Below are 24,116 nucleotides of genomic sequence, written 5' to 3'. Positions count from 1 at the left end.
ATTATAAACTACTACCAAGAAAATATGAATGGGAGTAGTTTTTTTATATATAGTTCATAAAATAATAGATTTTAAAGATAAAACAACCTATTATTTTGAGATAACCTATGATATAATTAATTTAACACGAATTATAAAAAAGAAATTTAAAAAAATATTCGGAAAGAGGGATAGAAGTGGGGAATGAAATAAAAACATTATTCGTAGAAAAAAAACCGCAATTTAGGGTGGAAAGTAAAAAAATATTAGATAATTTTAAGTTAAGCCTAAATATGAAAAATATAAAAGATGTAAGAATTTTAAATAAATATAATATAAGTGGTATAAGTGATGAGGAATATAATTTGGCTAAGTATACTATATTTTCAGAAAAGACTGTAGATGAGCTATATGAAGAAAAATTTTCTTATGATAGTGAGGATAAGATTTTTTCAGTAGAATATTTACCAGGTCAATATGATCAAAGGGCAGATTCTGCGGCTCAATGTATAGAAATACTTACTCAAAAACAAGGAGCTATTGTAAAGTATAGTAAAGTTTTTGTTATAAAGGGGAATATAACAAAAGAAGAACTAGAAAAAATAAAAGAATATTGCATAAATAAAGTAGATTCAAGGGAAGCACAGCTTGAAAAGCCTAATTCCTTAGTAGATGTACAGTTAGAAGTACAGTCTGTAGAAGTATTAGATGGATTTATAGATCTAAGTGAAAAAGAATTGAAAGAATTTTTACAAGATAGAAATTTAGCTATGACCTTTGAAGATTTAAAATTTTGCAGAGAATATTTTAAAAATGAAGAAAAAAGAAATCCTACTATAACAGAAATTAAAGTTATAGATACTTATTGGTCAGATCATTGTAGACATACAACCTTTATGACAGAAATAGAGGATATAAAAATAGAAGAAGGATTATATTCTAATGCAATAAAGGAAACTTATGAAGAGTATAAAAATATTAAAGGCTTTGTACATGCAAAAGAAAAAGCTACATGTCTTATGGATATAGCTACTATAGCAGCAAAAGAGTTAAGAAAAAAAGGATTAATGGAGGATTTAGATGTGTCTCCAGAAATTAATGCTTGTAGCATAGTTGTAGATGCTGAAATAGATGGTAAAACAGAAAAATGGCTTGTTATGTTTAAAAATGAAACTCATAACCATCCTACAGAAATAGAACCTTTTGGTGGAGCAGCTACTTGTGTTGGAGGTGCTATAAGAGATCCTCTTTCTGGAAGAGTTTACGTATATCAAGCTATGAGGGTTACAGGTAGTGCAGATCCAAGAAAAAATATAGAAGATACCTTAGAAGGAAAACTTCCTCAAAAGAAAATAACTACTGAAGCAGCTCATGGATATAGTTCTTATGGAAATCAGATAGGTTTAGCTACAGGTCAAGTTTCAGAAATATATGATAAAGGTTATATGGCTAAAAGAATGGAAATTGGTGCAGTTATTGGTGCAGCGCCTATGGAAAATGTAATTAGAAAAGAACCTAAACCTTCAGATATAGTTATATTATTAGGAGGAAGAACAGGTAGAGATGGTATAGGAGGTGCTACTGGTTCTTCTAAAAAACATACAGAATCATCTATAGAAAACTGTGGTTCAGAGGTACAAAAAGGAAATGCACCAACAGAAAGAAAAATTCAAAGACTTTTTAGAAATAAAGAAGTAAGTACTATGATAAAAAGATGTAATGATTTTGGAGCTGGCGGAGTATCTGTAGCTATTGGGGAACTTACAGAAGGTCTTTACATAGATTTAAATAAAGTCCCTAAAAAATATGAAGGCTTAGATGGAACAGAATTAGCTATATCAGAATCACAGGAACGTATGGCAGTGGTAATTTCAAAGGAAGATAGAGAAAGATTTATTAAATTTTCAGAAGAAGAAAACCTAGAGGCTACAGTAGTTGCAGAAGTTAAACAAGAAAAAAGACTTAAGATGCTATGGAAAGATAATATTATAGTTGATTTGGACAGAGAATTTTTAAATACTAATGGGGTGGTGCAAAAGACTAAGGCGTATATAAATACTCCAGAAAAAGAAAGCTATTTTCAAAAAATAGTTATAGGTTCTAAAGAAAATATAAAGGATAAATGGATTGAAAATATAAAAGATTTAAATGTATGTAGTCAAAAAGGATTAGTAGAAATGTTTGATAGTACAGTAGGAGCTGGTACCGTTATAATGCCCTTAGGAGGTAAATATCAGAAAACTCCACAGGAGGGTATGGCAGCTAAACTTCCAGTATTAGAAGGAGATACTACTACAGCTACAGTTATGACTTATGGATTTAATCCTAAAATATCTAAATGGAGTCCTTTCCATGGAGCAATGTATGCTGTTATAGAATCTGTAACTAAAGCTGTAGCTATGGGGATAGACTATAAAAAAATAAGACTTACTTTCCAAGAGTATTTTGAAAAACTAGAAAATAAAGAAGAAAAATGGGGAAAACCATTAGCGTCTCTTTTAGGAGCACTAAAGGCTCAAAGAGAATTTTCTATTGCAGCTATAGGTGGAAAGGATAGTATGTCAGGAACTTTTAAAGATATGAATGTACCACCAACTTTAGTATCCTTTGCAGTAGGAGTTACAAATGTGAATAGAATAATATCCTCAGAATTTAAAGAAGTAGGAAGTGTTATTTTATATATAAAAGCTAAAAGAAATAAAGAAGAAATCCCAGATTTTAATATTCTTAAGGAAAATTATGAAAAAGTATATGAAGCTATAGGAACAGGTAATGTTCTAGCGGCCTCTACTATTAAATTTGGAGGAATTTCAGAAGCTATAAGTAAAATGTGTTTTGGAAATAATATAGGGGCAAAGTTAAAGAATTTAGAAAAAGAAGAATTATTTTCGAGAGACTATGGATCAATAATATTAGAGGTTAATAAAAACTTTGATTTAAACCTATTAAAAGAAATAGATTATAAAATAATAGGTGATACTACTGAAAGAGCTTCTATAGAAATTTTAGAGGAGGAAATATTATTAGATCAATGTTACAAAGAATTTGAAAGTACTCTAGAGAATGTATTTGTATCGAAAGTAGAGAAAGAATATAAGAAAGATTTAGACATACCACTATATAAAAAGAAAAATAAAAAATCCCCAAGCATAAAAGTTCCTAAACCAAAGATTCTAATTCCAGTATTCCCAGGTACTAATTGTGAATATGATTCTAAAAGGGCCTTTGAAAAAGCTGGTGGAGAGGTAGAATTAGTTGTATTTAATAATATGAGTTCAGACAATATAAAGGAATCTATAGATAATTTAAGTTCTAAAATAAAACAATCTAATATAATTATGTTACCTGGTGGATTTAGTGCAGGTGATGAACCAGAAGGTTCTGGTAAGTTTATAGCAACTATATTTAGAAATGAAAAAATTAAAGATTCAGTTATGGAATTTCTAAAGGTTAAAGATGGATTGATGCTAGGTATATGCAATGGATTCCAAGCTTTAATAAAATTAGGGTTAGTACCTTTTGGGGAAATACGTGATATAGATGAAAGTTGTCCAACACTAACTTATAATGATATAGGAAGACACCAATCCAAAATAGCTTATACTAAAGTGGTTTCTAATTTATCACCTTGGTTTAATAATGTGGAAGTAGGAGATATACATGCAATACCTATATCCCATGGAGAAGGTAAATTTTATGCTAAAGATAATGTAATGAAAAAATTAATAGATAATGGCCAAATAGTTACTCAATATGTAGATGTTAATGGAAATGTTACTTCTGATATAAAATATAATCCCAATGGATCTGTATTTGGTGTAGAAGGTATTTGCAGTCCTGATGGTAGGATTCTTGGTAAAATGGCACATTCAGAAAGAATAGGCTATGGAACACTAAAAAATGTATCAGGTAATAAGGATCAAAAAATATTTGATGCGGGAATAAAATATTTTAAATAAATTTTATTTATAGCTTTAAAAAAGGTATCTGAAACTAGGCTTAATTTTAATATAGCAAAGATAAAAAATACACGTAATAAACATATTAGTTAAATGAAGTGGTTTATTATGTGTATTTTTTATCTTTGTGACTTTAAAATTAAATCTGGTTTATTTGGAAATACACTTTTTTACTTATGTATATATGTTGTATTGTAAAAAGCAACCAATTTTTTTGAATATATTTTAATTTCTTAATATTTTTAATTGACAAAATACTAACCAGGATATTATAATTAAATCAGATAAAAGTAGAATTTAATACTATATAATGTGTAGTTTAAATTTATTTTTTATAATAATGAAGAGGTGATATGGTGAAAATTATTTTATACAGCTTTATAGGTTTGTTATCTTTTAGTCTAGTTGATCTCCTTTTAAACGCTGCAAAATTCATGTATCATCACAAATATGGTAAAGTAGTTTTTAAAATAAACAAGAATAAATACAAGAAAAGTAAGGTTTCTAAAAAAGAATTTTTAATGACTGTAAGTCCTTTTAAGGATGAAAATAACAATGTATATTTACCTTTAAAATATGTGGCAGATTCCTTGGGAATAAAGCTATATAATGATGATGAATATAGTATAATTATAAAGGTAATGGATAAGAATATTAAAGCTAATGAAGAAGTAATTTTTATAGAAAATAGTTCAACAAATCTAAACAGAAAAATAGATAAGAATATAAGAATTAGAAATAATGAATTAATGCTGCCACAAAGCTATATTAAAGATATATTCGAAGTAAATATAGAGGTAGATAATAAAACAGGAGAAGTAATACTTAAATAAATATATCGGTAAAAAATTATGTAGAATCTAAAAAAGTTTTTTATAAAGTAAATAACACCCTATTTAGTTAATGAAATATTATAACTAAATAGGGTGTTTGCTTTTCAAAAAATATTTAAATTTTATATAAAGCTAAGAATTATTTTATATATGAGTTACCATCAAGGGGAATTAAAACTTCTAGGGAAGGTTTACCATTAGCTAATCCTACAGCATAAACAGTATAATATTTATTAGCTTTTAAATTAGCATTTGGAGATGTTAATACTGTATTTTCTGTATTAGCAAACTTTAGGGTTATTGTATAATTTTTAGGATCTACAGGTGAGTAATCTGTTATGTTTTTATAGCCTATATTATTAAATATTTCTTTACTATTCATATAAAAATCTACCTTTGGAGCATTAGGAGAAAGATGCACAAAACGTACATAGGCCTTGTTTGGATCTTTGTTGTCTAATTTTTTATCAAGTATAGGAAACAAAGCTATATCTTTAAGGAGTGCTGTAGCTGCTATTGTATATATAGAGTTTGGTGGAATGAAAAAAAATTTATTTATAAGGGGTACATCCTTTTTACCAGTAGGAAATAGTTTTATGTTATAAATCGTAGATGTTAAAGGCATATACTCAGTAAAGCCTTTATAAGATAGTCCTTTATATATTAAGTTATCGTTTATATATATATCTACGGCAGGAGCATCGGGGGATGCGTGAAGAATTCTAACATGTGATTTTTCATCACTTTTTCTAAATTTTACTTTGTTTTCATCAAAACAAGGCAAATCAAACATAATAAAACCTCACTAAAAATTTCTACAGTATTAATATATAGATATGGTTGAAAATTTGTTACATAATATTTTGTTTATTTGTTAAATTATTCATTAAATAAAATGTGGTAAATTTTATTTAAAATATACGCAATTATACAAATATGAAATTGCAATTATGTATATGTTTTAACAAGAATATAGTAAAAATAACTTTATACTGCAAGATTTTAAAATAAACAAATCAATATACAGTAAATTAAAAAAAATTAGACTTATTTTGAGTAAATAACCTAATTTGAGCTAAAAAGAGGTTTTACCAAGAAATTAAAAGATGATAACATTTACAATAAATAAAAGAGATTTTTTAGGAGCGTATTAAAACAAAGGAGGGTTTTTATGGACTTATTAAAAATTGTTGAAGGTTTTAACAATATACTTTGGAGTTATATTTTAATGTTCTTTTTATTTGGGGCAGGAATATTTTTTACTTTTAATTTAAAATTTGTACAAGTAAGAAAATTTAAAGCCATGTTTAAACAGGTTTTTTCAAAAAATCAAAATAAAGATTCAGGTATAACATCTTTCCAAGCTTTGGCTACAGCAGTGGCAGCACAGGTTGGAACGGGAAACTTGGCAGGGGCTGCTACAGCTATAGCTGCTGGAGGCCCAGGAGCTATATTTTGGATGTGGGTTAGTGCTTTCTTTGGTATGGGAACTATATTCTCAGAAGCAATTTTAGCCCAAAAATATAAAGTGAAAAAAGATAATGGAGAAGTACTTGGTGGACCAGCTTATTATATAAGGGATGGATTTGGTAGTAAGAAATTAGCTGCATTCTTTGCTTTTTCAATGATGGTATCAGCTTGTTTAACTGGTGATATGGTACAATCCAATTCAATTGGTATATCTGTAAATAAAGCCTTTGGAGTTCCCAATATAGTTGTAGGTATAATAGTAGCAATACTTACTGCGTTAATAGTTCTTGGAGGAATACAAAGAATAGCATCAGTTACAGAAAAATTAGTTCCTATTATGGCTTTATTTTTTATCATAGGAAGTTTAATAATAATAGGAATTAATTATGATAATATAGGACCAGCCTTTAAAATGATATTTGTAGGAGCATTTAATCCTAAAGCAGCTACAGGAGGTCTTATAGGTGTATCTGTAAGGGAAGCTATGAGATATGGAATATCTAGAGGATTATTTTCTAATGAAGCCGGTATGGGTTCTACTCCGCATGCTCATGCTGTGGCAGATGTTAAGCATCCAGCTCAACAAGGTCTTGTAGCTATGTTTGGATTATTTATTGATACCTTTGTTGTTTTAACTTGTACAGCTATGGTAATTTTAACAACTGGAGCCCTAGATGGAAAGACTACAGGTATAGAGTTAACTCAACAGGCTTTTATAAATGGTTTTGGACATTTTGGTAATATATTTGTAGCAATAAGCTTATTCTTCTTCGCTTTTTCAACAATAATCGGATGGTATTTCTTTGGATTATTAAATGTTAAGTTTATATTTGGGGATAAAGGAACAAAGCCTTATGTAGTATTATTCCTTGTAGCCTTAGTAGTAGGAACAGTTTTAGATGTACCATTAGTATGGCAATTAGCAGATACCTTCAATGGATTTATGGTAATACCTAATTTAATAGCATTAATAGCTTTAGCTAAATTAGTTAAGAAAGAACTTAAGGATTATGAAAATAATTTCTCTATAAAATAATTATTAACTTTAGATAAACCTTTAGTAAAAAAATTGCCTATATAGGATAAAATTTAGAAAAAATTATTTAAAGAGTTAGTAGAATGTTAACAATGAAAAATATGTACTAAAATAAAATATCTCTTAACATAATATTATGTAAATTTATTATGTTAGAGATATTTTTTTATTTGCAAAAATTAAAAAAAGTAGGATTAAAATTATGATATTTTTAAAATCTTCTGAATACTTTGTTATATTTTTATAAAGCATATTGATAAAAATAGTTTTATCTTTGTGAATAGATAATAAAAAACATATATGGAAAAATCATAAATATATTTGTAAATATATTTATATTAAGTGAAAAAAATTATATAAAGCTAAAAATAAGACAGTATAATATAAAATTTTTAATGAGTAATTAAAATTTATTTATTAAATATTATTTTAAATTATAATTTTAATGAAAAAATTCTTTGCAATTATAATTTAGCAATGCACAGTTATAAAATAGATTGTTAATAAATATGAAATAATATATTTTAAAATATTCATAAATGTATATTTTTTAACAATTATAGTTGGTTAGGATTATTGTGAATGCAATTGGTTGAAGGTTTTAAGATTATTATGCAGTAAATTCAAAATATTCAAAGGTAATTATTTTAAATAAAGAATAAAGATATAAATACTAGTTTTACTTAATATTTGAAAAATGATAACATTTACAATGAGGATTTGATCCTAATACATTTTAAGATATACATAAAAAGGGGAGAAGTTTATGGAATTTTTACTAAATATTTTTGAAAATATCAACAACGTGCTATGGTCCTATATATTAATGTTTTTTTTATGTGGTGCGGGAATATTTTTTACTTTTAAATTGGGTTTTGTACAAGTTAAAAAGTTCAAGGCAATGTTTAAACAAGTATTTACTAAAAGTGATAATGATGATGGAATTAGTTCATTCCAAGCATTAGCTACTGCAGTAGCAGCGCAAGTAGGAACAGGAATCTTAGCTGGGGCTGCAACAGCTATAGCATCTGGTGGACCAGGAGCTATATTTTGGATGTGGATTAGTTCCTTTTTTGGTATGGGTACTATATTTGCAGAAGCTGTTTTAGCTCAAAAATATAAAACTCATGCTGAAGATGGTGAAGTTTTGGGAGGACCTGCTTATTATATAAGAGATGGATTAGGTAGCAAAAAATTAGCTAAATTTTTTGCTTTTGCCATGATGGTATCTGCCTGTTTAACTGGAGATATGGTTCAATCAAATTCCATATCTATAGCTATAAACAAGGCTTATAATGTTCCAACTTTGATTACAGGAATAGTGTTAGTTGTTCTTACAGCTATGATAGTTATAGGTGGAATAGAACGTATAGCATCAGTTACAGAAAAACTAATACCTATAATGGGAGCATTATTTATATTAGGTAGCTTAATAATTATATTTAAAAATTATTATAATATAATACCAGCTCTTAAAATGATATTTGTAGGAGCTTTTAATCCAAGAGCTGCCACAGGTGGACTTATAGGTGCATCTGTAAGAGAAGCTATGAGATATGGAGTATCTAGAGGATTATTTTCTAATGAAGCTGGTATGGGTTCTACTCCTCACGCTCACGCAGTAGCAAATGTAAAGCACCCAGTACAACAGGGATTAGTTGCTATGTTTGGAGTTTTTGTAGATATATTTGTAATATTAAACTGTACAGCTTTTGTTATACTTACAAGTGGAGCTTTAGATGGCAAGACTACAGGTATAGAATTAACACAACAGGCATTTGTTAATGGTTTTGGAGGATTTGGTAATTCTTTTGTAGCTATTAGCTTATTCTTCTTTGCATTTTCAACTATGATAGGATGGTTTTTCTTTGGCGCTTTAAATGTTAAATTCTTATTTGGAAAAAATGGAATGAAGTTTTACACTCCAATATTCTTAATATCTTTAATATTGGGTACTATTTTAGATGTACCTCTAGTATGGCAATTAGCAGATACTTTTAATGGATTAATGGTTATACCAAATTTAATAGCTTTAATAGCTTTAGCTAAATTAGTTCAAAAAGAACTTAAAGACTATAATGAAAATTTCCTATTAAAACAGGCAGTAGCAGATAGAAAGGCTAGTAATATATAATTAATTGAAACTTTATTAACTAATATAATATAGTAAAAAACTAATATTCCTATTTAATAATACTCCATAATGTAATATTATATATATAAGAGTTTAATATTATATTATGGAGGTATTTTTATGCTTATTTTAACAGCAGAAGATATTAAAAAAGTATTTACAATGAGGGATGCTATAGAGGCAGATAAAGAAGCTTTTAGGCTTTATTCAACTAAGGAAGCTGAAGTTCCATTAAGAACAAATATAAATATACCTAAATATAAAGGAACAAGTCTTTTTATGCCAGCTTATGTTGAGGAATTAGATACAGCAGGAATTAAGATAGTATCTGTATTCCCTGAAAATGTTAAACTAGGAAAACCAGCAGTGCCAGCTCAAATGATACTGTTAGATGGAAAAACAGGAGAAGTTTCAGCTATAATGGATGGAACTTATTTAACTCAGCTTAGAACTGGAGCATCTGCTGGAGCAGCTACAGACATTTTGGCTAAAGAAGATTCGAAAATAGGAGCTTTAATAGGTACAGGTGGTCAAGCTTTATGTCAGCTAGAAGCTTTATTAGCAGCTAGAAATTTAGAAATAGTAAAGGTTTATAGTAGAAATTTCCAAAATGTAAAAGCTTTTGTAGAAGAGGCTAAAGAAAAATTAAGTCATTATGGTGCAGAAATAATAGGAGTAACTAGTTCAGATCAGGCTATTGAAGATGCAGATGTTATAACAGTAGTAACTACAGCTACCTCACCAGTTTTTGATGGGAAAAAGGTTAAAAAAGGAGCACATATAAATGGCGTAGGATCCTATATGAAACATATGCAAGAAATTGATGAATATATTATATCTAAGGCAGATAAAATATATTTAGATTCAAAAGACGCTGTTTTAAGTGAAGCAGGAGATTTTATAATACCTTTAGAAAAAGGGGTTATAAAAGAAGATATAGTTACTGGAGAATTAGGACAGGTTATTTCAAAAACTATAGAGGGAAGAAAAAGTGAGAATGAAATAACTTTATTTAAATCTGTAGGTATTGCCGTTCAAGATGTGGTAACAGCATATAAAATATATGAAAAGGCCTTAAAAAATAAAGTAGGTAAAGAAATAGAAATATAAGCAGCGAACCCAAATCTACGATTTGGTGTGAGTCGCTTACTCCTATGTAAATAGGAGTTTCGTATAAATAGAACCCAAATCTACGATTTGGCGTGAGTCGCTTACTCCTATTGCATAGGAGTTTCATACAGTTTAATGTAAATTAAAAAGCAGGAATTTTTAATTCCTGCTTTTATTATATACTTATAATTATGACAGTGTGGGTTTATGGAGGTTACATAATTATAAGTTATACAAACAAATTTTATTTAGATGAATATAGTATTATCTGCAGAAGTCATTTCTTCTACTATAGTGTACATATTTGTTATTTCTCCAACTTTAAGTTTATCTTTTATACCATAAAAATCAAGACAAGTTCCACAACTTAGTATAGTAACACTTTTATCTTTTAGGGATTGTATACTTTCAAGGCATTCAGAACCTTCTATTGTAAGTTTAACTCCACCATTTAAAAATAATAAATGAGAAGGAAGTTTATCACTTTCAGATAAAGCATATAAATAACTCTTCATTAGAGCAGTTCCTAATTTATCATCTCCACCACCAAGAACATTTTTAGAAATAACCATAACTAATTTTTTTTCGTTTGATAAAATTGCTTCACAAGCAACACAATGTTCTTTGGTCATAGTTATGTAATATAAAGAATCCTTTTCTTCTACTTCGCTTTTAAAACCATTTTTTTCAGCAAGCTTTATAATATTATTTTTAGCAACTTCATTATCTACTATAGTAGTAGCTTGTCCTTCTTCTATAGAATCAAAATATTTTTTTGTATTGATTACAGGTTGAGGACATTTTAGTCCTTTACAATCAATTATTTTAGTCATATTTTTAGCCTCCTAAAATAAATCTTACTTATATTTTTAATTATATCACAAATTTACCAGTGGACTTATAAATAATACTTATAGATGATAGTAAAACTATTTTATAATATAATGAAATTTTAAAATTTATCTTGAAATTTTCTTTCATGTTAGGTATATTTATAGTTGTTTTTATTTTAGCAGTTCTTAAAATTATCTAAACATATCTTTATTATAAAGGATATAAAAGAAGTTTATAGAATATAATTATAATTGATGGATTTATTTTTTGTTTTTAATAATTAAATATACCAGTGCTACAAAGTACTATAAATAAGGAGTGAGACTATGGTTCCAATAATTTTTACGGATGCTAGTTGTGATTTACCAAGAAATTTTATAGATGAAAATAATATACCTTTTTTAGGACTTATGTGTAATTTTAAAGGAAAAGACTGGGAAGATGATTTTGGAAAGACATTATCCTATGAAGAATTTTATACAGGTATTAAAAAGGGTGAAATGCCTTCTACCAGTCAAATTAATGAATATAGGTTTGAAGAAAAATTTAAAGAATTATTGAAAGAAGAGAGACCTATAATATATATAGCTATGTCATCCGGATTAAGTGGTACTGTAAATAGTGCTAAGATGGCAAGAGAAGAGATATTAGCACAAAATAAAAAGGCAGATATAACTATAATAGATACAAAATGTTCCTCTATAGGACAGGGATTATTGGTATATAATGCGGTTCAGATGGCTAAAGAGGGTAAAAGTAAAGAGGAAATAGTAAAATGGGTAAATGAAAATAAGGATAAAGTTAATCATTGGTTTATGGTGGAGAATTTGACCCATTTAAAAAGAGGAGGAAGAGTATCAGCAACCTCTGCAACTATAGGAACTTTATTAAATATAAGGCCCATTATACACATAGAGAAAGATGGCACTTTAAAAAATATAACTAACATAAGAGGAAGTAAAAAAGCTATAAGATATCTTTTAGATAGATTCAAGGAAAATTGTACAAATCATGAAGATGTTTTAATAGGTATAGTTCATGGACATTGTGCAGAAGAAGCAGAAAAATTGAAAGAAATGGTAATAGAAGAGTTTGGTGCAAAGAATTTTATAATTAATGAATTAGGTATTGGTATGGGAGCTCATTGTGGAGATGGAATGCTTGCATTATGTTTTATAGGAAATAATATATAAGTAACATATAAAAAAATCCTCCTTTTTAGTATAATAGCAAAGAGGGGGATTTTTCTTTTGAAAATAATTAAATGTTTATATTAATTTAAAATATGGGGGGGTTCTTTTGAAGAGTAATATTATTAATCAGGTTTTAATTCTTTCTATAATAATGGGCATAGGAGTTATTTGTGGCAAAAGAAAAATTTTAAATGAAGAAGCAAATAAAAAACTTTCAGATCTTTTAGTTAAAGTTACTTTACCTTGTCTTATTGTTTCTTCTTTTAACTATAATTTTACTGGAGATATGATAAAAAACGCTAAGATGTTTTTTATATATTCAATAATTATACATATAGCTTTACTACTAATAAGTGGTTTGTTTTTTGTAAAGTATAATGAAAGAGCTAGAAAGGTACTTAAGTTTTCTACTATATTTTCTAATAGTGCATTTATGGGGTATCCTGTAATAGAAGCTTTATATGGTAAGGTTGGAGTATTTTATGCTTCTATTTTTGGCATACCCTTTAATATATTTATGTTGTCTGCAGGTATCATGATATATACAGGAGAAAGAGATGTTAAAAACTTAAAGGGTATATTAAAACATCCTGGTATAATTGCTACAGTATTAGGTATGTTTATACTTGTATTTTCAATTTCTATTCCTATACCTATAAATACAGCTTTACAATATGTTGGATCTATGACTACTCCTTTATCTATGATAATAGTGGGTTCCATGCTTGCAGATATAAATATAAAGGAGATTTTTTCAGGAACGGAGGCTTATTATGGCTCTTTTGTTAGACTTATAATAATACCTGCTTTAGTTTATATTTTAATGATTGTAGTAAAAGCTGACAAGCTTTTACTAGAAATATGCGTAATATTAGAAGCTATGCCTACAGCAGTATTAGCTACTGTGCTTGCAGAAGAGTATGATGGGGATGTGGTTTTGGCAGCTAAGTGCGTATTTATAACTACTATTTTGTCTGTTATAACTATACCTTTAGTAGTAGCCTTTATAAGTTAAATGTATTTCCCTTATTAAAATGTATTTTAGTATGATAAAAATTTAAATTATAATGTTATAATATAGATATTAATTTTAAAATTATTTTTTATTTATACTATGTTTAATTGAATATTATAAAAGAGGTGGAAAAATGTTTGATACACATTTACATACGGAGTTTTCTACAGATTCTAAAATGACCATAGGTGAAGCTATAAAGGCTTCTAAAGATAATGATTTAGGTATAATAGTAACAGAACATATGGATTTAGGATTAAAGGATGAAAATAAATTTTGTTTCCATGTACCTTCTTATTTTGAGAAGTATAACAAATATAGAAGCGAAAAACTTCTTTTAGGTATAGAATTAGGAATGGAAAGAGATCTTATAGAACAAGGAAAAGAAGTAATTAATAGTGGGGAATTTGATTATGTAATAGGCTCTATCCATTTAATAGATAAAATTGATTTATATTTAGATGAATTTTATAAGGATAAGAGTAAAGAGGAAGCTTTTCATATTTATTTTAAAAATATGAGCTATAATTTAGCAAAGTATGATTTTGTAGATAGTTTAGGACATATAGATTATATTTCAAGATATGCTAATTATGAAGATCCTGAGATAAATTATGATATTTTTAAAGAGGATATAGACGAAGTTTTAAAGGTTATAGTAGAAAAAGAAAAATCTATGGAAATCAATACAAGAAGATTAAATGATAAAAGAGCTGCAACAAATTTAGTTAAAATATATAAGAGATTTTATGAACTAGGAGGAAGGACAGTTACTTTAGGTTCTGATTCTCACAATGCTAAAGACATAGGAAATAGATTAAGCTTTGGAAAAGAAATTGCTGACTATTGCAATTTAAAGGTTGTGTATTATAAAAATAGAAGACCTGAATATGATAAATAGAATTGATTAGAGAGTATGTATCTCAAAATTAAATAGATTTAATTTTAAAGGGGCAAATATAAAAAATACACTCATAAACCAATTCATTTTGTTAAAAAGCTTTACTTTATAACTTGATAAAACAAGGACTTTAACTTACAATGAGAGTTAAAGTCTTTTTTAGTGAGGTGAGAGTATGAGACCTTTAGCAGATTTAATGAGACCTAACAAATTAGAAGATTTTGTAGGGCAAAAGCATATACTATCTGAGAATAAGCCTTTGTATAATTTAATGAAAAATAAATCCATATGTAATTCTATATTTTATGGACCACCAGGTACAGGTAAAACTACTTTAGCTAATATTATGGCAAATTATGTAGATAAGAAATTTTATAGATTAAATGCTACTACAGCATCTATTAAGGATATTCAAGAAATAACTTCTAGCATAAACAGTTTGTTAAACTATAGTGGTGTTGTGTTGTATATAGATGAGCTGCAACATTTTACTAAAAAGCAACAGCAGGCCTTATTAGAGTTTATAGAGGATGGAAGAGTAGTATTAATAGCTAGCACTACTGAAAATCCTTATTTCGTTATACATAAAGCTATTTTGAGTAGATGCAATATATTTCAATTTAAACCACTTAATAAAGAGGAGATTATTTTAGGATTAAAAAAGGCCATAAACAAATTAATAGATAAGGGTATAAATATAAAGTATACTGATGAGGCTTTAGAATATATAGGTGAGATATGTCAGGGAGATTATAGAAAAGCTTATAATATTTTAGAACTAGCTGTAAATTCTCACTGTGGATTTAATATAGAAATTACATTGGACTATATAGAATCCTTAGAACAGTCTAACATTAGAGCAGATGCTACAGGAGATGAATATTATAACATTTTAAGTGCTTTCCAAAAGAGTATAAGAGGAAGTGACGCTGATGCAGCAGTTCATTATTTAGCAAGACTTATAAAAAGTGGAGATATGACATCTATTACAAGAAGGTTATCAGTAATGGCAGCAGAGGATATTGGATTAGCTTATCCTAATGCATTAACTATTGTGAATTCTGGTATAGAGTTAGCTTTAAAAGTAGGATTTCCTGAGGCACAAATTATTTTATCTGAAATTACAATATACTTAGCTACTTTGCCAAAATCAAATAGTGCGTACATAGCCATAAAAAATGCTATGAAAGATTTAGAAAATATTAATTTTGGAGATGTGCCAGATCATCTAAAGGATTCCCATTATTATGGTGCTAAAAATTTAGGTGTAGGTGGGTATAAATATCCCCATAATTTTAATAATCATTATGTTAGTCAAGAGTATTTACCTAAAGAGTTGAAAGATAAGATATATTATAAAGCTCAACATAATAAATATGAAGAAAATTTAAAAAAATATTGGGAAAATATAAAAAGTAGATAAATAAAGGAATATTTTAGTATAGTCTGTTACAAATTAAGACTATACTTTTTTGTATTAAAAAATTTTCCAAAAAAATTGATTAATATTGTTGACAGTTTTACTCAGGTTTGCTATTATAAAAATAAATCATAGTAAAGTGGTCAACATTAAAAGGATGTGATTAAATGAAGTTGTCAACTAAGGGTAGGTATGGAGTAAAGGCTATGGTAGATTTGGCAATTAACTACGGTGGGCAACCAGTTTCTATAAAAAATATTTCAGAAAGGCAACATATATCTGAATATTATTTAGAACAACTATTTTCTCCACTTAGAAAGGCTAAACTTATAAAAAGCATAAGGGGAGCTCAAGGGGGCTATATTTTGAATAGGCATCCTAAGGACATAACTGTAGCAGATATTATGGAGGTTTTAGAAGGACCTATAGAAATATCTAGTTGTTTAGAGGGAGAGGATAGTTGTGGTAATGTGGATTGTTGTGCAACTAGGCTTTTGTGGGCAAAGATAAAGAAAAGTTTAGATAATATAATGGAATCAACTACCTTACAAGATATGGTAGAGGACTATAGAAAAATAAATCCACCAATTAAAAGGAGTGAAAATAATGAATAAACAAGTTTATATGGATTATTCAGCTACTACTTATACAAAACCAGAGGTATTAGAAGAAATGCTTCCATTCTTCACTGAAAATTTTGGAAACCCATCTTCTTTATATTCTTTCTCAGATAAAACTAAAAAAGCTGTAGACCTAGCAAGAGAGAGAGTAGCAAAGGTATTGAATGCAGAAAAAAATGAAATATTCTTTACAAGTGGTGGTTCGGAAGCGGATAACTGGGCCCTAAAAGGTATAGCTTATGCTAATAAAAATAAAGGAAATCATATAATAACTACTAAAATAGAACATCATGCTATATTACATACAGCACAATTTTTGGAAAAAGAAGGTTTCAAAGTAACTTATCTTCCAGTAGATGAAGAAGGTTTTGTAAGTATAGAGGATGTAAAGACTGCTATAACAGATGAAACCATTTTAGTTTCTATAATGTTTGCTAACAATGAAATAGGAACTATAGAGCCAATAAAAGAAATAGGTAAATTATGCAAAGAAAAAAATATTTATTTCCATACAGATGCAGTTCAAGCTATAGGTCACGTAGATATAGATGTAAAAGATATGAATATAGATTTATTATCTATGTCTGCTCATAAATTTTATGGGCCTAAAGGAGTAGGTGCTTTATATATAAGAAATGGAGTTAAAATACAAAATTTAATTCATGGCGGCGGACAAGAAAGAGGTAAGAGAGCTAGTACAGAAAATATAGCTGGTATAGTAGGGCTTGGTAAAGCAATAGAATTAGCTATAGAAAATATGCCTGAGGAAAATAAAAAATTAGCTAATTTAAGAGGAAAGCTAATAAAAGAAGTTGAAAAAAGAATACCTGAAGTAAAATTAAATGGACCTAGAGATATGGGCAAGAGATTACCTAATAATGTTAATATTAGCTTTATAGGTATTGAAGGAGAAACTTTATTATTAGATTTAGATATGAATGGCATATTTGGATCTACAGGAAGTGCTTGTGCTTCAGCATCTTTAGACCCATCCCATGTGCTTTTATCTATAGGATTGCCACATGAAGTTGCTCATGGTTCTTTAAGATTAAGCTTAGGAGATAAGAATACAGAAGAAGATATAGATTATGTATTAGAAGTACTTCCTAAAATAATAAAACAAAGAAGAGAAATGTCACCACTTTGGGAAGATTATATGAAAAACAAGGAGGAAAAATAATATGTATACAGAAAAAGTAATGGATCATTTTAGAAATCCTAGAAATGTAGGGGAAATAGAGGATGCTAATGGTATAGGCGAAGTAGGAAACGCTAAATGTGGCGATATAATGAAAATATATTTAAAAGTTGAAGATAACATAATTAAAGATGTAAAATTTAAGACCTTTGGATGTGCATCAGCTATAGCATCATCAAGTATGGCCACAGAACTTATAAAGGGAAAAAACTTAGAAGATGCATGGCAGCTTACAAATAAAGCTGTAGCAGAAGCTTTAGAAGGATTACCACCAGTAAAAATGCATTGTTCTGTACTTGCAGAAGAAGCTATACACAAAGCAATAAATGAATATAGAGTATCTCAAGGTTTAGAACCATGGGAAATGAAGACGCATTCTGAACATATTCACGAACATGTACATGGTCATTAATAGATATGTAGATTGCTGCAGAACATAATAAATTATTTTTATATAAGATATTTTAAAAATACCCTCGTTAAAGAGGGTATTTTTTATTTTTTTGATAAAACTAAAGATAAGATGTCGGCAATTAAACCATAAGTTTTATAAGCTTTTAATTTTAAAATATTAATATAAAGTGGGGTAAATATGTATAGAAGCAAATATTTTAAATATATGAATGTATACTATAGTAATGGTAAAAAAGCAGGTTTTATAAAAGATATATTAATAGATTTTAATGAAGAAAAAATTGTAGGGTTTTGTGTAAGTTCTTATAAAATATTAAATAAAGATAATATAGTGCTTGTAGAAGATATAATATCAATAAATAAAAATATGGTAGTAAAAAAATTAGGAAGAGGAAAGTATTTAAGTTTTAATGATATAAAGCATTTAGAGGTTATAGATATAGAGGGCGTTTTAATGGGAGTTATTGAAGATATAATAATAAATGAAGATGATTTTAGAATAGCTGCTATTATAATATCTATGGGATTTTTAAATAATTTTATAAAAGGGAAAAAAATAATAAGTCCTAATGAAATAATATTAGGAGAAAGAAATCTACTTTACTTTAATTATAGAAGTAGAAATTTAGATTTTAAAATTATGGTTAAAAACAAAATAAATACATAGGAGTAAGAGATCATGAGAAAATACTATAAAAATTTGTACTGTAAACTATTATTTTTTATATTAGTGTTACTAATATTTTTTATTATACTTATAAAAAATACCATAGTAAGAGATATACTTTCCTTATTTTTTATATCTTTTGTTATATATTATATACTAAAACCTATACATACATTTTTAAAACATAAAGGTGTAAATGAGAAATTTTCTGCATTACTTTTAGTTGTTACATTAATAATGATCATAGGAATTTTTATTATTTCCATAATACCTGCCATAATAAAAGAAGGGTACAATATAACAAGTTCTGTAGGATATATTCAAAAATATATAGATTATATATATAATAAAATAAATTTATTAAATAATAATAAAATTTTAGGCGGGATTTTAAATAAAATAAATGTGAAAATTGAAAGTTATACAGTATCAATCGGAGAAAATATTTTAAATAAATTTGTAGGTTTTGGAGAAAATATATTGGATTATGCAGTTATTCCTATAATAGTATATTATTTTTTAGCCGCAGGGAATAAAATAATACAAAAGTTTTTTATGATTTTTCCTGTTAAGGTAAGAGGGATAGTAAAAAATGTATTTGAGGATATAGATAAAATTTTAGCGAGATATATTATAAGTCAAATAATATTATGTTTAATAATAACAATTCTTACTTTCTTAGTCTTAGTAGGTCTAGGCATAAAATTACCTATATTATTATCTTTGATAAATGGTTTTTTTAATATAATACCTTATTTTGGACCGGTTATAGGGTCCTTGCCAGCTATATTAATAGCCTTTACAAAATCACCTAAAACAGCTTTGTGGGCTTTAATTTTATTATATGCTATACAACAAATAGAAGGTGATATATTGTCTCCTAAAATCACAGGAGATAGTGTAGATATGCATCCTTTAACAGTTATATTGCTTCTTTTAATAGGAGGAAAAATATATGGCTTTTTGGGAATGGTTTTAGCTATACCTATAGGAGTTATAATGAAAATTATATATGAAGATTTAAATTACTATTTATTTTAAATAAATTATGGGATGAATTTTTGCATATCTTGACATAATGGTAATTTTTATTTATAATTTGAGGATAATAATATTAAATGAATATATATAATAGTGATGATTAAAAGGAGTAAGTAAATTAACTTTATATAGAGAGGAAGTGGCTGGTGAAAACTTCTTAAGGTTTGTACTGAAGGCTGTTTATGAACTATTTTACAGGAGTTGTAAATGCAGTTTTGCATTTAAATTAGGGTGGTACCGCGGAATATAACTTTCGTCCCTTTTAGGGATTGAAGGTTTTTTTTATTACAAAAATATGAAAATAAAGGAGCGATAAACCATGGAAAGAATGGGTTTAAATGAAATAAGAGAAGAATATCTAAAGTTTTTTGAAAGTAAAGCACATTTTAGACTACCAAGTTTTTCTTTAGTACCTAAAAATGATAAAAGTTTACTTCTAATAAATGCAGGAATGGCACCTTTAAAGCCTTATTTTACAGGTCTTCAAGTTCCACCAAGTAAAAGGGTTACTACTTGTCAAAAGTGTGTAAGAACTGGAGATATCGAAAATGTAGGTAAAACTTCAAGACATGGTACTTTCTTTGAGATGATGGGAAATTTCTCCTTTGGAGATTATTTTAAAGAAGAAGTTATCCCTTGGGCTTGGGAATTTACTACAGAAGTTTTAAAATTGCCTAAAGAGAAATTATATGTGACTATATATGAAGAGGATGATGAAGCCTTGGATATATGGGTAAATAAAACAGATGTGGATCCTAAAAGAATATTTAGATTAGGAAAAGAAGATAACTTTTGGGAACATGGATTAGGACCTTGTGGACCTTGTTCAGAAATTCATTTTGATAGAGGAGCAGGAGAGGTTAAAACTTCAGAGGAGTTTGTAAAAGCTAGTGATGAAGATAAAATAGTGGAATTCTGGAATTTAGTATTTACTCAGTTTGATAAGGATGAAGAAGGAAATTATAACAGACTTGCCAATCCTAATATAGATACAGGTATGGGACTTGAGAGAATGGCTACTATAATGCAAAATGTGGATAGTATATTTGAAGTTGATACAATAAAAGCTGTATTAGATCAGGTGTGTAAACTTTCAGGAGCTAATTATAAAGAGGATAGGGTAAAAGATATATCTATAAGAATAATAACAGATCATATAAGAAGTATTACTTTTATGATAAGTGATGGTATATTACCTTCTAATGAAGGAAGAGGATATGTTCTTAGAAGAGTTTTAAGAAGGGCTGCAAGACATGGAAAAACTTTAGGAATAAACAATACATTTTTACATAACTTAACAGATATAGTTATAGAAAATTGTTATAAAAATTATCCGGAATTAGAAGAGAAAAAAGAATATATAAAGAAAGTTATAAAACTAGAAGAAGAAAGATTCGATGAAACTATAGATGCTGGAATGCAAATATTAAATGATTATATAAAAGAAGTTAAGAATAATAATCATAAAGTTCTTTCAGGAGATAAAGCTTTCAAACTATATGATACTTATGGATTTCCAGTAGAATTAACGGAAGAAATCTTAGAAGAGCAAGGTATAAATATAGACAAAGAAGGCTTTAATAAAGAAATGAAGGAGCAGAGAGAAAGAGCTAGATCTGCTAGAGAAGAAACTAATTATATGGGTGCAGAAGATACCATATTAAATAAAATAGATTTAAGTATAAATACACAATTTGAAGGTTACGATAAATTAGAACTTAAATCAAAAGTAGCTTTAATTGTAGAAAATGAAGAGTTTAAAAATCAGATTGAAAAAGGAAATAAAGGGGTAATAGTAACTTATAATACTCCATTTTATGCAGAAATGGGTGGCCAAATAGGAGATACAGGTATTATATATAATGACAGTTTCAAAGCAAAAGTTATAGATTGTAAAAAGAACATATCAGGTAAAATACTTCATTTTGTAAGAGTTTTAGAAGGGAAAATGTCTTTAGAGGATGAGGTTATATTAAAAGTAAATGAAGAAAGAAGAAATAATATAAGAAAAAATCATACAGCAACTCATATATTACATGCTGCCTTGATAAAAGTGGTAGGAGATCATGTACAGCAATCAGGTTCCTATGTGGATGATGAAAGATTAAGATTTGACTTTAGTCATTTTGAAGCAGTATCAGAGGCTGAATTAAAAGAAGTAGAGAAGATAGTAAATAAAGAGATAATGAAAGCTAATGTTGTAAATACTAAAGTAATGAACATAGAAGAAGCAAAAGAACAGGGGGCCATTGCATTATTCGACAATAAATATAAGGATGATGTTAGAGTAGTTTCTGTAGGAGAATTTAGTAAAGAATTATGTGGTGGAACTCATGTAGGCAATAGTGGTGAAATTGGAATGTTTAAAATAGTTTCTGAGGCAGGGGTTGCAGCTGGTATAAGAAGAATAGAGGCAATAACGGCTTTTAAGGCTATAGAATATGTAGATCACAAAAATAACATATTAAAAGACGCAGCTCAAATATTAAAATGCAATGAAAAGGAATTATTAAACAAATTAAGTCATCAAGTTTTAGAAATGAAAGAAAAAGAAAAGGAAATAGAAGCTTTAAAATTAAAACTAGCAAGTGGTGCAGAGGATGAAATATTAAATAACATAAAAGAAATAAAAGGTGTTAAAGTAGCATCAGCGGCAGTAAAGGATATAGATGGAAATGCCCTAAGAGATTTAGGAGATAAAATAAGAGATAATATGCAAAGTGGAGTAGTTGTTCTAGGAAGTAACTATAAAGGTAAAGTTTTATTCGTTGCTATGGCAACTAAAGATACAGTAGCTAAGGGAGTACATTGTGGAAAGATAATTAAAGAGATTGCAGCTATAGCCGGTGGTGGCGGTGGTGGAAGACCAGACATGGCACAAGCAGGAGGTAAAGATCCAAATAAATTAGAAGAGGCTATAAAAACAGTAGAAACTGTAGTGGAAAGTTTAGTTAAATAGTATACTTTTTAATAAATATGTCTTATAATATAATTAAAGAACATAAAAACACTCAAATACTGGTTGCTCCAAAGAAAGTTGCAATCCTTAAAGATTGTATAGGAAGGTGATAAAATGAGTGGAGATAAAACAATACAATTTGATCCTGTAGAAAATAAAAAAACATTAACAAAAGAAATACTTACGAAAGTTTATAATTCTTTGCTAGAGAAAGGTTATAATCCAGTAAATCAACTAGTGGGATATTTGATCTCTGGTGATCCAACTTATATAACTAATTATAATGGAGCTAGATCTTTAGTTATAAAGTTAGAAAGAGATGAAATACTAGAGGAAGTAATAAAATCATATTTAGGGATAAATTAAAAAAATAAAAATGCCCTGTAGGGCATTTTTATTTTAAATATGGAAATAATATAAGCAGTGAACCCAAATCTACGATTTGGTGTGAATCGCTTACTCCTATGTGAATAGGAGTTTCGTATAAATAGAACCCAAAATCTACGATTTGGTATGAATAGCCTACTCCTATGTAATAGGAGCTTAGTATAAAATGAATACAAATCTAGGATTTAAAGATGATGACTTACTCCGATAATATAGGAGTTTGATATAAATACAATACTTAGGAGAGATTTATGAGAATATTAGGTCTAGATATAGGTGATAGAACTATTGGGGTAGCTTTAAGTGATCCATTAGGTTTTACAGCACAAGGAATTACAACTATAAGAAGAAAAAGTGAAGCATATGATTTGGAAGAGATAAAAAAAATATGTGATAAATATGAAGTAGATACTATAGTATCAGGGCTTCCTAAAAATATGAATGGTACATTAGGACCACAAAGTGAAAAGGTTCTAGAGTTTTGTGATTTAATAAAAGAACATGTGAATATTGAAATAAAAATGTGGGATGAAAGATTAACGACTGTAGCGGCTACTAGAGCTATGCTAGAGGCGGATTTATCTCGCTCAAAGAGGAAAAAAATAGTAGATAAAATGGCTGCTACTTATATATTACAAGGATACTTAGATAGTTTATCAAAATAAGGAGGATAATGATATGGATAATAATATAGATACAATAACATTAACAGATGAAGAAGGAAAAGAAACTGAATTTGAGGTAATAACAAAGCTTGATATAGAAGATAAAGAATATGTAGTTGTAGTTCCAAAGAATGAAGAAGTAGATGAGGCTATAGCTCTTAGAATAGATAATAATGACAAGGGTGAAGAAGTGCTAGTACCAGTAGAAGAAGATGAAGAATTTAATATGGTAGCAGAGGCTTATGAATTGTTATTTTCAGAAGAATAATAGTTTTTATTTA

At 28.0% G+C, this 24,116-nt stretch carries 21 protein-coding genes and 1 other annotated feature; of the genes, 19 read left to right on the top strand and 2 right to left on the bottom strand.

Translation table 11 applies throughout. The features are described from left to right. Window positions 1-28: 28 nt before the first annotated feature. From ACYUDJ_RS13565 to ACYUDJ_RS13555, 3 genes are all read left to right on the top strand, one after another. On the top strand, window positions 29-187 hold the full coding sequence (locus tag ACYUDJ_RS13565; RefSeq protein ID WP_003484610.1) for a hypothetical protein: 159 nt from the start codon (window positions 29-31) through the stop codon (window positions 185-187). Then, entirely contained in the window at window positions 177-3,938 is a 3,762-nt protein-coding gene (locus ACYUDJ_RS13560; RefSeq protein WP_003484611.1) for a phosphoribosylformylglycinamidine synthase, read from the top strand. Before ACYUDJ_RS13565 ends, ACYUDJ_RS13560 begins: the two co-directional genes overlap by 11 nt. A 356-nt stretch (window positions 3,939-4,294) precedes the next feature. Continuing rightward, window positions 4,295-4,771, top strand: coding sequence for a copper amine oxidase N-terminal domain-containing protein (locus ACYUDJ_RS13555; protein WP_042384610.1), 477 nt, complete (start codon window positions 4,295-4,297; stop codon window positions 4,769-4,771). A gap of 139 nt (window positions 4,772-4,910) precedes the next feature. Here ACYUDJ_RS13555 and ACYUDJ_RS13550 read toward each other — a convergent pair whose 3' ends face one another. Further along, complete coding sequence (locus ACYUDJ_RS13550) at window positions 4,911-5,564, bottom strand: DUF4397 domain-containing protein (RefSeq protein WP_003484613.1); 654 nt, start codon at window positions 5,562-5,564, stop codon at window positions 4,911-4,913. A gap of 378 nt (window positions 5,565-5,942) precedes the next feature. Between ACYUDJ_RS13550 and ACYUDJ_RS13545 the strand changes: the two genes are divergently transcribed. The 3 genes from ACYUDJ_RS13545 to ACYUDJ_RS13535 all read left to right on the top strand — a co-directional run bounded on the left by ACYUDJ_RS13545 (window position 5,943) and on the right by ACYUDJ_RS13535 (window position 10,521). Beyond that, window positions 5,943-7,277 (top strand): alanine/glycine:cation symporter family protein, encoded by a 1,335-nt coding sequence (locus ACYUDJ_RS13545; RefSeq protein ID WP_003484614.1) that lies wholly within the window; start codon window positions 5,943-5,945, stop codon window positions 7,275-7,277. A 766-nt stretch (window positions 7,278-8,043) separates the two neighbouring features. Then, complete coding sequence (locus ACYUDJ_RS13540; RefSeq protein ID WP_003484615.1) at window positions 8,044-9,411, top strand: alanine/glycine:cation symporter family protein; 1,368 nt, start codon at window positions 8,044-8,046, stop codon at window positions 9,409-9,411. A 120-nt stretch (window positions 9,412-9,531) separates the two neighbouring features. Further along, window positions 9,532-10,521, top strand: a complete 990-nt coding sequence (locus tag ACYUDJ_RS13535) for an ornithine cyclodeaminase family protein (RefSeq protein ID WP_003484619.1) — start codon at window positions 9,532-9,534, stop codon at window positions 10,519-10,521. Between the two features lie 248 nt (window positions 10,522-10,769). Here ACYUDJ_RS13535 and yedF read toward each other — a convergent pair whose 3' ends face one another. Next, window positions 10,770-11,354, bottom strand: coding sequence for a sulfurtransferase-like selenium metabolism protein YedF (gene yedF, locus ACYUDJ_RS13530; protein ID WP_003484620.1), 585 nt, complete (start codon window positions 11,352-11,354; stop codon window positions 10,770-10,772). A gap of 327 nt (window positions 11,355-11,681) precedes the next feature. Here yedF and ACYUDJ_RS13525 point away from each other — a divergent pair, with 327 nt between their 5' ends. From ACYUDJ_RS13525 to ACYUDJ_RS13465, 13 genes are all read left to right on the top strand, one after another. Next, on the top strand, window positions 11,682-12,548 hold the full coding sequence (locus ACYUDJ_RS13525) for a DegV family protein (RefSeq protein ID WP_003484621.1): 867 nt from the start codon (window positions 11,682-11,684) through the stop codon (window positions 12,546-12,548). Between the two features lie 106 nt (window positions 12,549-12,654). Next, entirely contained in the window at window positions 12,655-13,563 is a 909-nt protein-coding gene (locus tag ACYUDJ_RS13520; RefSeq protein WP_042384613.1) for an AEC family transporter, read from the top strand. A 133-nt stretch (window positions 13,564-13,696) separates the two neighbouring features. Further along, on the top strand, window positions 13,697-14,464 hold the full coding sequence (locus tag ACYUDJ_RS13515) for a histidinol phosphate phosphatase (protein WP_003484623.1): 768 nt from the start codon (window positions 13,697-13,699) through the stop codon (window positions 14,462-14,464). Window positions 14,465-14,639: 175 nt separating this feature from the next. Beyond that, a complete protein-coding gene (locus ACYUDJ_RS13510; RefSeq protein ID WP_003484624.1) occupies window positions 14,640-15,887 on the top strand; it encodes a replication-associated recombination protein A in 1,248 nt (415 codons plus the stop codon). 164 nt (window positions 15,888-16,051) lie between these two features. Next, window positions 16,052-16,498, top strand: coding sequence for an RrF2 family transcriptional regulator (locus ACYUDJ_RS13505; RefSeq protein WP_003484625.1), 447 nt, complete (start codon window positions 16,052-16,054; stop codon window positions 16,496-16,498). After that, window positions 16,491-17,684 carry a cysteine desulfurase NifS gene (gene nifS, locus ACYUDJ_RS13500; RefSeq protein WP_042384617.1) on the top strand — a complete coding sequence of 398 codons (1,194 nt, stop codon included), beginning with the start codon at window positions 16,491-16,493 and terminating at the stop codon, window positions 17,682-17,684. Before ACYUDJ_RS13505 ends, nifS begins: the two co-directional genes overlap by 8 nt. 1 nt (window position 17,685) lies before the next feature. Further along, the gene (gene nifU, locus ACYUDJ_RS13495; RefSeq protein WP_003484630.1) at window positions 17,686-18,114 is read left to right on the top strand and encodes a Fe-S cluster assembly scaffold protein NifU; all 429 of its coding nucleotides are present in this window, start codon (window positions 17,686-17,688) and stop codon (window positions 18,112-18,114) included. A gap of 180 nt (window positions 18,115-18,294) precedes the next feature. Further along, complete coding sequence (locus ACYUDJ_RS13490; RefSeq protein WP_042384619.1) at window positions 18,295-18,783, top strand: PRC-barrel domain-containing protein; 489 nt, start codon at window positions 18,295-18,297, stop codon at window positions 18,781-18,783. Between the two features lie 12 nt (window positions 18,784-18,795). After that, window positions 18,796-19,824, top strand: a complete 1,029-nt coding sequence (locus ACYUDJ_RS13485) for an AI-2E family transporter (protein WP_042384622.1) — start codon at window positions 18,796-18,798, stop codon at window positions 19,822-19,824. Window positions 19,825-19,911: 87 nt separating this feature from the next. Continuing rightward, window positions 19,912-20,088: a binding site (T-box leader), on the top strand. Between the two features lie 55 nt (window positions 20,089-20,143). Next, window positions 20,144-22,783 (top strand): alanine--tRNA ligase, encoded by a 2,640-nt coding sequence (gene alaS / locus ACYUDJ_RS13480; protein WP_003484635.1) that lies wholly within the window; start codon window positions 20,144-20,146, stop codon window positions 22,781-22,783. A gap of 114 nt (window positions 22,784-22,897) precedes the next feature. Beyond that, on the top strand, window positions 22,898-23,149 hold the full coding sequence (locus tag ACYUDJ_RS13475; protein WP_003385813.1) for an IreB family regulatory phosphoprotein: 252 nt from the start codon (window positions 22,898-22,900) through the stop codon (window positions 23,147-23,149). Window positions 23,150-23,421: 272 nt separating this feature from the next. After that, the gene (ruvX, locus tag ACYUDJ_RS13470) at window positions 23,422-23,835 is read left to right on the top strand and encodes a Holliday junction resolvase RuvX (RefSeq protein WP_003484637.1); all 414 of its coding nucleotides are present in this window, start codon (window positions 23,422-23,424) and stop codon (window positions 23,833-23,835) included. A 13-nt stretch (window positions 23,836-23,848) separates the two neighbouring features. Continuing rightward, window positions 23,849-24,103, top strand: coding sequence for a DUF1292 domain-containing protein (locus tag ACYUDJ_RS13465; RefSeq protein ID WP_003484639.1), 255 nt, complete (start codon window positions 23,849-23,851; stop codon window positions 24,101-24,103). Window positions 24,104-24,116 lie beyond the last annotated feature (13 nt).

The organism is Clostridium sp. CTA-6, from assembly GCF_054768115.1.
Note: the sequence above shows the minus strand (reverse complement) of the source record. Positions and strands in the feature narration are given on the sequence as shown.